Origin of the sequence: Brevibacterium sp. GP-SGM9 (assembly GCF_047300845.1) — a bacterium.
Taxonomy (GTDB): domain Bacteria; phylum Actinomycetota; class Actinomycetes; order Actinomycetales; family Brevibacteriaceae; genus Brevibacterium.
This window is the reverse complement of record NZ_CP178563.1, coordinates 678513-692323: the sequence shown is the minus strand read 5'-3', so window position 1 is coordinate 692323 and position 13811 is coordinate 678513. Positions and strand designations below refer to the sequence as shown.

Here is a 13811-nt window from a genome sequence, read left to right as displayed (position 1 = left end):
CGGCGATACTCAGGAAACTCACAACAATGCCGAGCGGATTTCCTGAGTCAGTGCCTGTTCCTATGATGGGGAGGTGGCAGACAGACAGCGGTGGAATGAGGAAGAGGTCCTGCGGGCGATCGCCCGCGGCGATATCACGGTGCGGCGATCGCCGCGCCGGAAGAAGACGGTGTCGATCTCCAAGGAGATCGACACCTATGTGCTGAGAACGCCCCTGCGCTACAGCGTCGAGGCGAATGTCCGATCGCTGACGAGCCTGCTCAATCGTCTCGCCGCTCGTGATCATTCATCGGCCGAAGACCTCGAGCGTCTCGCCACGGAGCTCAGCGGACGCTACTTCGGCGGCCGGCTGCGCCCGCAGTCGATCCGCTGGGTCACGAATCAGAATGTCTCCCGCTGGGCGTCGACGACCACCTCCACCGGAGACATCCGGGTCTCACACCGGCTGCAGAGCGTCCCCAGATGGGTTCTGGAGACGGTCATCGTCCATGAGCTCGTCCACCTGCAGATCGGCGAGCATTCGAAGGAGTTCCACGCCCTGGCCGATCGGCACCCGCGTCAGGCCGAGGCCAAGCTCTACCTCGAGGGATTCAGCGCCGGCGAACACTTCAGCCGCGGGAACTGAGTGACTCGGCCCGGACGGCCGCACGGTAGAGGTCCGGCAGCCGTGCCGGGAGATCCGGCAACAGGTCGACGGGCAGCTCGCTTAAGGGAAACCAGCGCACGTCGATGGATTCGTCGGACACGACGGGTGAGTCCGTGATTCTGGCTCGGGCGGCATAGACGACGTCATAGTGTCGCTGACAGCGACCGAACGCAGCAGAGAGGTCGTGGACATGCAGATCGACCGGCGTGGGGGAGACCCACTGCAAGGATCCGAGCCCACTCTCCTCGAGAGCCTCTCGCACGGCCGCGGATTCCAGACTGTCGTCCTCGGGCTCGAGGTGACCGCCGAACTGACCCCACAGCTTTGCTTTGCCATGATGGTTGAGCAGCACGGATTCGGACTCCGAATCGAAGACGAGGCAGCTCGCGGTGACGTGAGACTCGCCGCCCTCCCGGCGAAGGGCGGCGGCGCCGGCTTCGTCGAACAGCCGTGCGAAATCACCGGCAAAGACGTTGTCGGCCGAGACGGCATCGACCTCGGAGCGTGCAGTGTCGAGATCGATCATTCAGCGCTCGTCGGTGTCGTCTCCGGACGCATCGTCCTCGGAGTCCGATTCGGGGGTGGACTTCTCACGGTCGGCCGGCCCGTCGGCCGACGTCTCGCGGTCCTCGGTCTCGTCGGCGCGCCTGTCGGACACGGTCTCGCCGGCATCCGTGTCGGACACGGTCTCGCCGGCATCCGTGTCGGACACGGTCTCAGCGGCGTCCTTGTCGGACTCGGTCTCCGTGTCGGACTCGGCTTCGGCACTGCCTTCGGTGCCGTCGAGTCCTTCGGCGAGGATCCGGCCGAGCGCCTCATCGAGCGTCGACTCGCTCGTCCATTCGGCCTGCCTCCGCTCGGAGTAGCCGAGGGGATCGTCGAGATCCTCAGTGGTCGGCAACAGGTCCGGGTGGGAGAACACCTTGTCCCGGGCCTCCGGTCCGCCCTGCGTCTCGAGGTAGGCGAAGAGCGCGGCGGCATCGCGGAGACGGCGCGGGTTGAACTGCAGACCCACGAGAGTGGAGAAGGTCTTCTCGGCCGGACCGGCAGTCGCCCGGCGACGACGCAGGGCCTCGCGGATCTGATCGCGGCCCGGCAGGTGCGCACACGCCGCGTAGACGACGACATCGACCCAGCCGGCGATGACGGCGAGGAGATTCTCGAGAGAAGTCAGGGCCTTCTTCTGGTCCTCGGTCGTCGGCGGGTTGAACAGACCCTGGCGAATGTTGTCGCTGAGATCCGAGATGTTCGAGGGATCGATCGAGGAGGTCATGTCCTCGATCTGCGAAGTGTCCACCTTGAGGCCCTGGGCGTAGCGGGTCAGAACCGTCTCGACCTGGGCGGTGAGCCAGGGTGCACGTTCGAACAGCGCCAGATGGGCGAGTTCCTGTGCGGCCAGGTAGATGCGGACTTCGGAGACGTCGACGTCGATCTCGGTGGCGAACGCGGCGACGTTCGTCTCGACGAGCGCGGCGGAGTCATTGGGCAGGAGGGGAAGCCCCACCTCGGTGCCGGTGAGCACGCTTTCGGACAGGGCCCCGACGGCCTGACCGATCTGCATCGCGAACATCGAATCGCTCATCGACCCGAACATCGATGAAGCACCGGCGAGGATTCCCTTCATCTCCGCCGGAACCTGAGTCTCCAACGTCTCGGTCAGAGCGGTCGACATGTTCTCCTTGATCGGGAGCACGAACTTCTGCCACCCGGGCATGGTCTCCTTGACCCAATCGGATCGAGTCAGTGCACGTGCCGAGCGATTCCCACCTGAGAATTCGGTCGCCTCGGCGAGCCACAGCTCAGCCAGACGGAACGCGTCCGTGGTTGCGTGCGCCGATTCGTCGCTGATCGAAGGGTCGGGCTTGGGGACGGCCTTCTCGGCGATCGATGCGGCCTGATTGCTCGAGTTGCCGCCCTGGCCGAACATCCCCTGCATCTGGTTCATGATCGTCGCCATCATCGCGGGGTCGATCTGGAACCCTTGGGGCGACCCGGACTCGTTGCTGTTCTCGCCCTGACCGGCGCCGGGGCCGCCCTGCCCGAACAGCATCCCGAAGATCTGCTCGAACGGATTCTGCTCGTTGTTGTTCTCGTCGTCGCTCATTTTCTCAAAGCCCCCATGAATCGGTTTGACTTACACGTTAACCGCTGAGGATGTGCGAAGCTTCCCAATTCGGGGAGGTTTCGCACGATGTTCGCACCGGGCGAAAGGACTCTGTGAATCTCACGGTCAGGTTTCAACTAGACTGGTGGGGCGGTGCAGCGAAAGGAATACATGACAGAGAATGCCCCTCGGGCCGTGCCCGTGCCAGAAGCATCGTCACGTGGTGCGACTCGACGACGTTCTCCACGTCTGACCGCGACCTCAGGTGTCCTCACCTACGTCCTCATCGCGCTTGCCGTGCTCTTGCCGGTTCCGTACATGCTCCAGCTGCCGGGTCCGGTTTTCAATACTCTCGGCGACTATCAGGGCAAGCCCATGATCAGCGTCTCCGGAGCCAAGACCTATCCCACGGATGGCCGGATCGACATGCTCACCGTCGCCGTCAGCGGCGGGCCGGGGCGTGACACCTACGCCTCCCAGGCGCTCGGCGCCCTGCTCCGGGGGAAGGAGACGGTCATTCCCACCGAGGCCTATTACCCCCTGGACACCACACGGGAAGACGTCACCGAATCCAATGCGGTCGAGATGTCCTCAAGTCAGGATGTCGCCGTCGCCGCCGCGATGGAGCAGCTCGACAAGCCCTATGAGGTGCACCTGCTCGTCGACGAGGTGCTCCCGGATTCGCCGGCCGAGGGTCAGCTGCGCAAGGGGGATCGGATCATCTCCGTCAACGGCACGAAGCTCGATTCCGATCCGGCTGCGGCGCAGATGATGAGTCAGACCGTCCAGAAATCGAAGTCCGTCGACCTCGTCGTCGACCGCGACGGCGAAGACACCGACGTCTCCCTGACACCTGCGAACATCGAGGGCAGGCAGGCGATCGGGATCAACATGAAACAGGGCTTCGACTTTCCCGTCGACGTGAAGTTCAACGTCGAGGGCATCGGCGGTCCCTCCGCCGGCACCATGTTCGCCCTCGCGATCGTCGACGAACTCACGCCGGGCGCCATGACCGGCGGCAAACACGTGGCCGGAACGGGAGAGATCGATCCTTCCGGCAAAGTCAGCCCCATCGGCGGGGCACGACAGAAGGTGGCGGCCTCGACCGAGCAGGGAGCGACGCTGTTCATGTCGCCCGCAGAGAACTGCGAAGAGGTCATGGCCGCCGCAGACCAGTCCAAAATCACGGTGACGCGCATCGACACCCTCGATGACGCGCAGAACGCCGTGGAGCAGTACGCCGCCGGTCACACTTCGGAGCTTCCGAAGTGCCCGACCGGTGGTGCCGACACCAATGAGAAAGGGCAGTAGTGAGCACTTCGTCCTCACCCACCTCCGCACGCATGCCGGCGAATCGGCCCAGACGTTCGCCGCTGCTGCTCACGCTGGTATCCGTCGCGATCCTGCTGGTCGCATTCATCGCGTTCACCCAGGTCTATACCGAGATCCTGTGGTTCGAGCAGATCGGTGCCTCCCAGGTGTTCCGCACCATGTGGGTCACTCGCGGTCTGACCTTCCTGGCCGGCTTCATTATCATGGCCGTCCCGGTCTGGCTGAGCCTGCACCTGGCGTTCCGCAACCGACCGGTCTACGCGCCGACGACACCGCGGCAGGAGAACCTCGACCGCTACCGTGAGGCGATCGAGCCGCTGCGCAGGGTTGCGACCCTGGCCATCCCGGCCGTGGTCGGCGTGCTCGCCGGCATCACCGCCTCGGCGCACTGGAACACGGTCCTCGAATGGATCAACTCCTCGTCCTTCGGGTCGAAGGATCCGGAATTCGGGATGGATAAGTCGTTCTTCGTCTTCATCCTTCCCGGACTGCGCCTGATCGGCGACCAGCTGGGCATGGCGCTCCTGCTCTCGCTCATCGCCGCGGTCGTCGGTCACTACCTCTTCGGGGGCATCCGTCCCGGAGAGCAGAAGGGCGTGACGCTGACGAAGACCGCCCAGTGGCAGCTGGGCATCACCGTGGCCGTGCTCATCCTCGTCCAGGCCGGCCGTCTCTGGCTCTCCCGCTACGAGCGCCTGACCGCGACCGGCGGCATCGTCCCCGGCGTCACCTACACCGACGACCATGCGGCACTGCCGGCCATGGCGATCGTCGCGATCGCCTCGGTGCTGGTCGCCCTGCTCTTCGTCTACACGGCGTGGAAGGGCAACTGGCGGATCTCGATCATCGCGACCCTCACCCTCATCGTGATGGGCGGAATCTCGATCATCGCCTATCCCGCGCTGATCCAGCAGTTCCAAGTCGGTCCCTCGCAGCAGAGTCTCGAGTCCGAGTACATTCAGCACAACATCGATGCCACGCGTGAGGCTTTCGGCTTCGACGATATCGAGGTCACTCCCTATGAGCCGAGCACGAGCGGTGAGAAGGGAGCCCTGCGTGAGGACGCGGAGACCGCGGCCTCGATCCGACTGCTCGATCCGAACCTCGTCTCGGACACGTTCCGACAGCTGCAGCAGGTGCGGCCCTACTACTCCTTCCCGCAGCAGCTCGACGTCGATCGCTACGACATCGACGGGCAGATGCGCGATACCGTCATCGCCGTGCGTGAGCTTGCTCCGAGTTCGGTGAACAGCCAGAGCTGGTACAACCGGGCGATCGTCTACACCCACGGATTCGGTGTGGTCGCCGCCAACGGCAACCAGCGCAACCCTGACGGCGAGCCGACGTTCATGGAATCGGACATTCCGCCCAAGGGAGACTTCCCGGACTACGAACCGCGGGTGTACTTCGGTGAGAGTTCACCGGACTATTCGATCGTCGGTGCCGAGGACGGTGCGACCCCGCGCGAGCTCGACTACCCCTCTGACGAGGACAGCGGCTCCGGCCAGGTCAACAACACCTTCACCGGCGACGGCGGTCCGTCCATCGGTGGCCTGTTCAACCGACTTGCCTTCGCCCTGAAATACCAGGACGAGCAGATCCTGCTCTCGGACGCGGTCAACGACAATTCGCAGATCCTCTTCGATCGCCACCCGCGTGAGCGCATCGAGAAGCTGGCTCCGTTCCTCAAGATCGACGGCGACCCCTACCCGGCGGTCGTCGACGGCAAGATCAAATGGATCCTCGACGGTTACACCACGGCCGAGGACTACCCGTACTCGACTCCGCAGCCGCTGCAGGAGGCGACGGAGGACTCGACGACCGCCACGGCGCCGAACTCGGTCGCCACACTGCCGGATGACGAGGTCAACTACATCCGGAACTCGGTCAAGATCACCGTCGACGCCTACGATGGCAGTGTCGACATGTACCAGTGGGACAAGGACGATCCGGTTCTCAAGACCTGGATGAAGATCTTCCCCGACCTGATCAAGCCGGCTTCCGAGATGTCCAGTGAACTGATGAGCCACGTGCGCTATCCCGAGGATCTGTTCAAGGTTCAGCGCGATCTGCTCACCCAGTATCACGTGAGCTCCGCCAGTGAGTTCTACACCGGTCAGGACTTCTGGACCCTGCCGACGGATCCGACGAAGAGCGCGAACAGCGGACTGACTCAGCCGCCGTTCTACATGACTCTGCAGATGCCGGGACAGCAGTCGCCGTCGTTCTCACTGACGAGCTCCTATATTCCGGCTCGCTCCTCCGAGGGACAGTCGCGGAACAACCTCACCGGCTTCCTCTCGGCCGATGCGGATGCGGGCGGCACGAAGGGTGAGGTCGCCGAGAACTACGGCAAGCTCAGGCTGCTGCAGCTGCCGCGCAACACGACTGTGCCCGGTCCCGGGCAGGCGCAGAACAACTTCAACACCGCTCCTGACGTCCAGCGCAGCCTCAACCTGCTGCGACAGGGTGAGTCCGAGGTGCAGAACGGCAACCTGCTGACTCTGCCCGTCGGTGGGGGACTGCTCTACGTGCAGCCGGTGTATGTGCGCTCTGCCGGTGAGACCTCCTACCCGCTGCTCCAGCACGTGCTGGTCGCCTTCGGTGAGGACATCGGATTCGCTCCGACCCTCGATGAGGCTCTTGACCAGGTCTTCGGCGGTGACTCCGGTGCCCAGGCCGGTGACGCCGGCACCGAGGACAGCGGAAACGGCGAATCGGGCTCCTCGAGCAGCGGAGACGAGTCCGGTGACTCGGGCGGCGCCTCTGACAACAAGGGCCTCAACGACGCCCTGCAGGAGGCGAAGAAGGCCATGGAGGACTCCGACGCCGCGCTGAAGGACGGTGACTTCGAGGAGTACGGAAAGGCTCAGGAGCGCCTGAAGAACGCGATCGACGATGCGGTGGAAGCCGATCCCTCGATCGCCGAGGATGGGGCTTCGGCTCCGGCCTCCGCGCCTGCCGATGAGGCAGGAGACGGCGGAGGCAACTGAGGCCACGCGACGGCGCGGTCGGCTGAGTCGTTGAGACTACGCCGCCCGTGCCGGTGAGCCATCACCGCAGAACGGCTGACGCTCCCGGGAGATTGTTCCCGGGAGCGTCAGCCGTTTCTCGTGCAGTGTGGGGGAGGGAAGGCGATCACGTGGGCTATCACGTTTGGCGGAGGCTGCTCACCTGCAGGGGCGGCTGCTGACGTGCAGGCGAGGCTTCCGGCGTGCGGTGAGGTTTCTGACGGGCATGGGGCGTAGGAAGCGATGTCCTGGCGATTGTTCGGCTGCTTCCGAGCAGAATCAGAGCGGATTCTGCTCGGAAGCAGCCGAACAATCCCGGGCCAAGGGGTCTTCGCGGGCGGGTCTGCGCGGGTGGGACCGGAATGTAGGCGATGTGAATGAGATGAACCCCCAGCCAGATCAACTGACTGGGGGTTCTGCCACTTTGGTGGCGGGGGGAGGATTTGAACCTCCGACCTCCGGGTTATGAGCCCGGCGAGCTACCGAACTGCTCCACCCCGCGGCGTGTTCTTAACTTTACACGAGCGTAATCAGACATTCCAAACCGGTGACCAGTGACCTTTGCCACACGGTCACCTCGGGTTCACCTGCCGGTTGCAGAGAGGGGAGCAGGATAGGTGCTGAAGGCCAGGGTTCCCGCTCAATCAAGAAAGATCGTCCCGACACTTGCGTGTGGTTGAAAACTAAACTATAGTCGCTTCTGTACTTCAAAGTTCAACCAAAAGGAGAAATCATGTCTGCTCTGCCCAAGGGACTCACCGCCGGAACCTGGAACATCGACCCGGTGCACTCCGAGTTCACCTTCACCGCTCGTCACGCCGGCGTCTCGAAGGTCCGCGGCCAGTTCGAAGAGATCGGCGGAGTGGTCACCGTCGCTGAGAACCTCGAGGACAGCTCGGTCTCCGCCGAGGCTGTGGTCGACTCGATCACGACCCGCAACGAACAGCGCGACGGCCACCTCAAGAGCGGTGACTTCTTCCAGGCAGATCAGCACCCCAAGCTGACCTTCTCCTCGACCACCGTCAAGGCCGAGTCGGCCGATGAGTTCGAGATCGTCGGCGAGCTCACCATGCGCGGTGTGACCAAGGAAGTCGCCTTCGCCACCGAATTCGGCGGAGTCGCCACCGATCCCAACGGAAACCAGGTCGCCGGCATGTCCGCATCGACCACCGTCAACCGCAAGGACTTCGGCATGGAGTTCGAGGCCGTGCTCGGCGGCGGCGAACTGCTCGTCTCGGACAAGGTCAAGATCGACCTCGAACTCGAGCTCGTCAAGGCCTGAATGTCCCAGCCTCATCGAGGCCTCACCTGATCGTTCCGCCGAACTTAGCTCCGGAGCCCTGATCGCTGCGGCGAACTGAACACTCGCCGCGATGCTGGTCGATCCGCACAGGCGCGAACGGCACAGGTGCGATCGGCACAGGCTCGATCGTCAGAAGGGGTGAAACGCTGATCCAGCGTTTCACCCCTTCTGTCTATTCATCGCCAGCTGCCGTCGTGCCCCCAGCTGCCGTCCTCCGCCGCTGGGCCGCCAGCAACTCCTGTCGGCTCCTGCCGGCCCCCGACAGCCGCCGGAAGCCCCCGACAACCGCCGATGGCTGCTGTCACCCACTCAAGTCACCGAGCGGCCCCGCGCAAGGCGTCGGGCCGCTCGCGCAGCCGTGCTGCCAGTGCCAGGAACAGCTGCGCCCCCTGATCCACGTCGGCCACGGATTTGCAGAAGGAATAGCGGATCGAGGTGCGATAGACCTCGTAGGCCGGACTGCCCTCGCGGCACAGGGCCGGCACGGGGATGCCCACGAGGGAGAACTCACGGGCCAAGAGATCATTGAGGGCGAAGGCGTCGAGATCGCTCAGAGCCGAGAAGTCGACGACGGTGAAGTATCCCGCTCCCGGCGTCGAGACATGAGCACCCGGGACCGCTCGGCAGGCCGGTACCAGCACCTCGGCGCGGGCCCGCAGGGAGGCGCGATTCTCCCCGACGAAGCCCGGTGCTTCGGCAAGCATCCGTGCCATACCGATCTGCATCGGTCCACCGGCGGTGAAGGTGAGGAACTGCTTGACTGCCTGGATCGCCTCGCGGACCTCCGTTTCGGCGATCACCCAGCCGATCTTCCATCCCGTGGTGTTCCAGGACTTTCCCGCCGAGGAGACGGTGACCACCCGCGAGGGGTCGGCCACAGCCACTGCCGGCGGCACATGTGAGCGGTCGTCGAGGATGAGCTGCTCGTAGACCTCATCGGTGAGCACCCAGGCATCGACACTTCCAGCCGCTTCGCCGATATGAGCCAGATCGGAGGCGCTGAAGACGAATCCGGTGGGATTGTGCGGGGTGTTGACGAGGATGACCGCAGGTGTGTGATCAGCGACAGTTCTGTCGAAGAGATCCCAGTCAGGTGCGAAGCCTCCGCCGGCAGTGGGCAGGATCGGCACGGTCACCAGTGAGCCGCCGGCTGCGGTGATCGCGGCCGGATACGAGTCGTAGAAGGGTTCGAAGGCCAGCACCGTCCCGCCCCTGGGCAGCAGCGCGAGGATCGCCGCAGTCAGGCCTTCGGTGGCCCCGGCGGTGTAGAGGACCTGTTCGGCCGACACCGACTGTCCGAAGTCACGACGGCGCTGGTCGGCGATGGCGTCGAGCAGCTGCGGAAATCCCTGACCGGGGGCGTACTGGTTGTATCCCTCCCGCATGGCCGCGGTGGTGGCATCGATGAGCGCGGCCGGTGGTTCTGTGCCTGGGGCACCCTGCCCGAGGTTGACGGCACCGACTTCGCTGGCGAACTTGGTCATCTGCCCGTAGATCGTCTCACCGATCGACCCGTCCGGGTTGGTCAGTCCAGCTGCTTCCGCCATGTCGTGCCACAGTGTGGCCTTCCGGACATCAGGCATGTCATCCCTTTCTGCGGTGGGTGGCAGGCGGTCGTGCGGACTCGACTGCGCACGAACCCGCCGAATCAGTCGGCCGTCCCTGCCGGTTCGATGTGTCCTAAGATGTCGAGGGCCGCCTCGTGAAGTCTGGAGTTGCTGGCCACGGCGTTGCCCCCGAACGGTCCGGGCGCTCCGGCCGTGTTCGTGAAGGTTCCGCCGGCCTCGAGCACGATGGGCACCAAGGCGCCCATATCGTAGAGAGCCAGCTCGGGCTCGCAGGCCAGATCGACGGCTCCTTCGGCCAGCAGCATGTAGGAGTAGAAGTCACCATAGCCGCGGGTTCGCCACATCGAGGCGCACAGCGTGAGGAAATCCTCGATGATCCCCAGTTCCTTCCACCCGTCCAATGAGGCATAGGACAGGGAGGCATCGCCGAGATCGTCGACCTCGGAGACGTGAATCCGCCTGGCCGGCTGTCCGAGAGCCTGAGCGAACGCTCCTTGGCCGGTCTGCGCCCACCACCGGCGCCCGAGGGCCGGGGCTGAGACGAGGCCGAGGACCGGCGTCTCACCGTCGTAGAGGGAGATGAGGGTCGCCCAGATCGGGACGCCGCGGACGAAGTTCTTCGTCCCGTCGATGGGGTCGACGATCCACCGCCTCGGCGAGGTTCCGTGCGAGCCGAATTCCTCACCGAGGACGCTGTCGTCGGGACGGGCCTCGCCGAGGCGGTCCATGATGGCCTGCTCCACGGCTCGGTCGCATTCGGTGACGGGGGTGAGATCGGGTTTGGTCTCGACGGTGAAGTCCTGGGCGATGAAGTGCCGGTGGCTGATGGAATCGGCGAGGTCGGCGAGTTCGGTTGCCAGCTCGAGGTCGTTCATGACATCACCTTATCCAGATGCCGGCAGCAACCTGCGCAGCGAATCCAATCGTGAGACACCGCCGGGGCCGCCGTGCCCGTCGGCCACCCAGTCGTCGAGTCGGCAGCCGGGCGAATCCGCCAGATGCGAACATCCACGTGGACAGTCGGCGGTGGCTTCGACGAGTTCGGGGAACGCCGAGAGCAGGGTCTCCCGGTCGACGTGGGCGAGTCCGAAGCTGCGCACACCGGGAGTGTCGACGAGCCAGCCGCCTCCGGTCAGAGACAGACAGACCGCCGAGGATGAGGTGTGGCGGCCGCGCCCGGTGACATCGTTGACGTCTCCGGTGGCGCGTTCTGCGGCTGGGACGAGGGCGTTCATCAGGGTTGACTTGCCGACCCCGGAGTGGCCGACGAGGACGCTGAGGTGGCCGTTGAGCCGCTCGAAGACGGTGGGGTCGGCGACTCCTCCGTCCTCCGTCAGCCCGGAGGCGACAATGTCGACCCCGGTGGCGGCGAAGCGCTCCGTGATCTCAGCGGCCGATTTCAGGTCGGTCTTCGTGACGATGAGCAGGGGAGTGATGTCGGCGTCGTAGGCCGCCACGAGGGCACGGTCGATGAGCCCGTAGGAGGGCTCGGGGTCGGCGGTCGCGGTGACGATGCCCATGCGGTCGACATTGGCGACGATGACGCGTTCGCTGGGGTCGATGTCATCGGCGCTGCGCCGCAGCAGGGTGCGCCTCTCAGTGATCTCGACGAGGCGGGCCAGCGTGCCGTCGGCCCCCGAGGTGTCGCCGACGAGGCGGACGATGTCCCCGGGGACGATGGCCTGCTTGCGCAGATTCGAGGCCCGGACCGCGGTCACCTGGTTCACGTGAGCCGGGTCGGAGCTCTCTGCCGCCCCGGCCGTCGGGAAGCCATCGGCCGAATCGGTGAGGACGACTCGATAGCGACCCCGATCGACGGCGGTGACCAGACCGGTCACCGCCGAGCTGTGCTCAGGGCGGTTCTTCGTCCGCGGTCGTGAACCGCGACGATTCGGGCGCGGGCGATAGTCCTCTTCGCGGTAGATCCGGGTCATCTCAGGCGCCGAGGTCGAGCATGGCTTCCCACAGCTGCGTGAACTCGGGCAGCGTCTTGGCCACGGTGGCGGCATTCTCGATCGTCAGTCCGCGATCGCGCAGGCCGAGGACCGCGCCGGCCATGACCATGCGATGGTCATGATAGGTGTGCCAGATGCCGGGACGCAGATCGTTCGAACCGGTGATCGTCAGCGCGTCAGGATGCTCCTCGACGGCGACTCCGATGGCGCCGAGCTCACGTCGCAGCGCTGCGAGGCGGTCGGTCTCGTGACCGCGCAGGTGTCCGATTCCGCGCAGGTGCGAGGTGCCCCTGGCCAGTGCGGCAAGCGCGGCGACCACGGGAGTGAGCTCCCCGACGGCCGAGAGATCGAGATCGACGGCACGCAGGGTCTGCGGCCCACGTACGCGCAGGCCTTCGCGATCGAGCACCGCGGATCCGCCGAATGCCTCGGCGATGGCGCGGAACCCGTCTCCGGCCTGAGTGGTGTGGGCCGGCCAATCACGGATGGTGACTTCGCCGCCGGTGGCCAGTGCCGCGGCTGCGAAGGCGGCGGCATTCGACAGGTCAGGTTCCACGCGCACATCGAGTCCCCGCGGCAGGCCCGGCTCGACGGTCCAATGCTCGGGCGCGGGTTCGGAGACATCGACGCCGGCATCGGCGAGGACCTCGAGGGTCATGTCGACGTGGGTGCGGCTGGGCACGGCGGAGCCGATATTGGCCAGTTCGATGCCCAGCGGCATGACGGGAGCGGCCAGCAGCAGTCCGGAGACGAACTGACTGGAGGCGCTGGCGTCGATTTCGAGGTGACCGCCGCGCAGCTGCGAGCCGGGGTGGATCCGCAGCGGCAGCCGGTCATCGTCCGAGCAGATCGAAGCGCCGAGGCTGCGAAGGGCCTGGATCGTCACCGACATGGGACGCACGCGAGCCTGCTCGTCGCCGTCGAGGATGACCTCACGGCCTGTGGCTGCGGCCAAGGGCGGAACGAAGCGCATCACAGTTCCGGCCAGACCGCAGTCGATGGTGATCGGGGTGCCGTCGTGATCCGCGCCGGGGGCGGTGTGGGCACCGAAATCGATGGGGTCGATGCGCAGCGTATCGCCGTCCTCCACAATGACAGCACCGAGGGACCGCAGCGCCTCGATCATCAGCAGAGTGTCGCGGCTGCGCAGCCAGCCGCGCAGATCAGAGGCGGATTCGGCCAAGGCAGCCAGAACGAGATAGCGGTTGGTCAGAGATTTGGAACCGGGGACCGTAACTGCTGCAGTGACACCGGAACCGGCGACCGGTGCCAACCAGTCACCGGTTGCCGGTGGTGTGTGCGGGGGAGTGTCAGTCGACGCCAAGAGCGCTCATTGCCTGTTTGGACGTATCCTCGACCGTCGACCACAGATCTTCTGCGGCATGCTGGGTGCGCCACCACAGTCCGGGGCGACCGGCGGTGTCGACGCTGGCCAGGAGTGCGCCGCCGAGCATGGAGGTGCGCAGCAACGTCCGCTCGTTGCGGGCCTTCTTGTCGTCCTTCGAAGTCGCCTTCTCGGCAGAGAGGCGCTCACCGACGGTGTCGAGCAAGTAGGTGCCGACGAGGATCGTGGCACTGATGCGGGGGAACCGGCCGATGGCCAGAAGGGAACCCGCGGCGACCTGAGCGGCCCCGGTGGCACGGGCGATGGTCGGCGCATCGAGGGGGATGTCGACCTGCTTGCGAGCCTGAGTCAGCAGGGGACCGATCGAGGCGGCAGCCGCTTCGGGGCGGCGCAGTCGTTCGACGCCGTTGATGATGTAACCGGCGGCCAGCATGGGCCGAGCGATGAATCTGATGGGAGACACTAGGGTCCTTCCTCCGTGGCGGGCATCTCATTGGCAAGCATAACGGTTGTCACGGGAATAGTGGGACCGCGAGGTGGTGTTGAC

11 protein-coding genes and 1 tRNA gene are annotated in these 13811 nt (G+C 65.3%); 4 read left to right on the top strand and 8 right to left on the bottom strand.

Annotated elements, in window-relative coordinates:
* Positions 1-73 precede the first annotated feature (73 nt).
* Positions 74-625 (top strand): M48 family metallopeptidase, encoded by a 552-nt coding sequence (locus tag ACH82I_RS03110; RefSeq protein ID WP_230743787.1) that lies wholly within the window; start codon positions 74-76, stop codon positions 623-625.
* On the opposite strand, the gene ACH82I_RS03105 is transcribed toward ACH82I_RS03110, so the two are convergent.
* Entirely contained in the window at positions 609-1172 is a 564-nt protein-coding gene (locus tag ACH82I_RS03105) for an NUDIX hydrolase (RefSeq protein WP_413335418.1), read from the bottom strand. The genes ACH82I_RS03110 and ACH82I_RS03105 overlap by 17 nt on opposite strands.
* Positions 1173-2750, bottom strand: coding sequence for a zinc-dependent metalloprotease (locus ACH82I_RS03100; RefSeq protein ID WP_413335416.1), 1578 nt, complete (start codon positions 2748-2750; stop codon positions 1173-1175).
* Positions 2751-2921: 171 nt separating this feature from the next.
* On the opposite strand from ACH82I_RS03100, the gene ACH82I_RS03095 reads away from it, so the two are divergent.
* Together ACH82I_RS03095 and ACH82I_RS03090 are read left to right on the top strand one after the other, a co-directional pair.
* Complete coding sequence (locus ACH82I_RS03095; RefSeq protein WP_230743790.1) at positions 2922-4061, top strand: PDZ domain-containing protein; 1140 nt, start codon at positions 2922-2924, stop codon at positions 4059-4061.
* A complete protein-coding gene (locus tag ACH82I_RS03090) occupies positions 4061-7075 on the top strand; it encodes a UPF0182 family protein (RefSeq protein WP_230743791.1) in 3015 nt (1004 codons plus the stop codon). The genes ACH82I_RS03095 and ACH82I_RS03090 overlap by 1 nt, the downstream gene beginning before the upstream one ends.
* A 443-nt stretch (positions 7076-7518) precedes the next feature.
* Here ACH82I_RS03090 and ACH82I_RS03085 read toward each other — a convergent pair.
* Positions 7519-7595 (bottom strand) — tRNA-Met (locus ACH82I_RS03085).
* A 231-nt stretch (positions 7596-7826) separates the two neighbouring features.
* Here ACH82I_RS03085 and ACH82I_RS03080 point away from each other — a divergent pair.
* Positions 7827-8375 carry a YceI family protein gene (locus tag ACH82I_RS03080; RefSeq protein ID WP_230743792.1) on the top strand — a complete coding sequence of 183 codons (549 nt, stop codon included), beginning with the start codon at positions 7827-7829 and terminating at the stop codon, positions 8373-8375.
* A gap of 335 nt (positions 8376-8710) precedes the next feature.
* Here ACH82I_RS03080 and ACH82I_RS03075 read toward each other — a convergent pair whose 3' ends face one another.
* The 5 genes from ACH82I_RS03075 to ACH82I_RS03055 all read right to left on the bottom strand — a co-directional run bounded on the left by ACH82I_RS03075 (position 8711) and on the right by ACH82I_RS03055 (position 13727).
* Entirely contained in the window at positions 8711-9979 is a 1269-nt protein-coding gene (locus tag ACH82I_RS03075; RefSeq protein ID WP_413335414.1) for an aminotransferase class I/II-fold pyridoxal phosphate-dependent enzyme, read from the bottom strand.
* A 65-nt stretch (positions 9980-10044) separates the two neighbouring features.
* Positions 10045-10839, bottom strand: a complete 795-nt coding sequence (hisN, locus tag ACH82I_RS03070) for a histidinol-phosphatase (protein WP_413335412.1) — start codon at positions 10837-10839, stop codon at positions 10045-10047.
* A 9-nt stretch (positions 10840-10848) separates the two neighbouring features.
* Positions 10849-11898: a ribosome small subunit-dependent GTPase A gene (rsgA, locus tag ACH82I_RS03065; RefSeq protein WP_413335410.1), complete on the bottom strand. Its 1050-nt coding sequence runs from the start codon at positions 11896-11898 to the stop codon at positions 10849-10851.
* Position 11899: 1 nt separating this feature from the next.
* A complete protein-coding gene (gene aroA, locus ACH82I_RS03060; protein ID WP_413335408.1) occupies positions 11900-13243 on the bottom strand; it encodes a 3-phosphoshikimate 1-carboxyvinyltransferase in 1344 nt (447 codons plus the stop codon).
* Positions 13230-13727, bottom strand: a complete 498-nt coding sequence (locus tag ACH82I_RS03055; RefSeq protein ID WP_230743797.1) for a DoxX family protein — start codon at positions 13725-13727, stop codon at positions 13230-13232. Before ACH82I_RS03055 ends, aroA begins: the two co-directional genes overlap by 14 nt.
* Positions 13728-13811 lie beyond the last annotated feature (84 nt).

Coding starts and splice junctions, on each gene's coding strand:
- rsgA (WP_413335410.1), bottom strand. CDS start 11,898: ATGACCCGGATCTACCGCGAAGAGGACTATCGCCCGCGCCCGAATCGT.
- ACH82I_RS03100 (WP_413335416.1), bottom strand. CDS start 2,750: ATGAGCGACGACGAGAACAACAACGAGCAGAATCCGTTCGAGCAGATC.
- ACH82I_RS03105 (WP_413335418.1), bottom strand. CDS start 1,172: ATGATCGATCTCGACACTGCACGCTCCGAGGTCGATGCCGTCTCGGCC.
- ACH82I_RS03080 (WP_230743792.1), top strand. CDS start 7,827: ATGTCTGCTCTGCCCAAGGGACTCACCGCCGGAACCTGGAACATCGAC.
- ACH82I_RS03095 (WP_230743790.1), top strand. CDS start 2,922: ATGACAGAGAATGCCCCTCGGGCCGTGCCCGTGCCAGAAGCATCGTCA.
- hisN (WP_413335412.1), bottom strand. CDS start 10,839: ATGAACGACCTCGAGCTGGCAACCGAACTCGCCGACCTCGCCGATTCC.
- ACH82I_RS03075 (WP_413335414.1), bottom strand. CDS start 9,979: ATGCCTGATGTCCGGAAGGCCACACTGTGGCACGACATGGCGGAAGCA.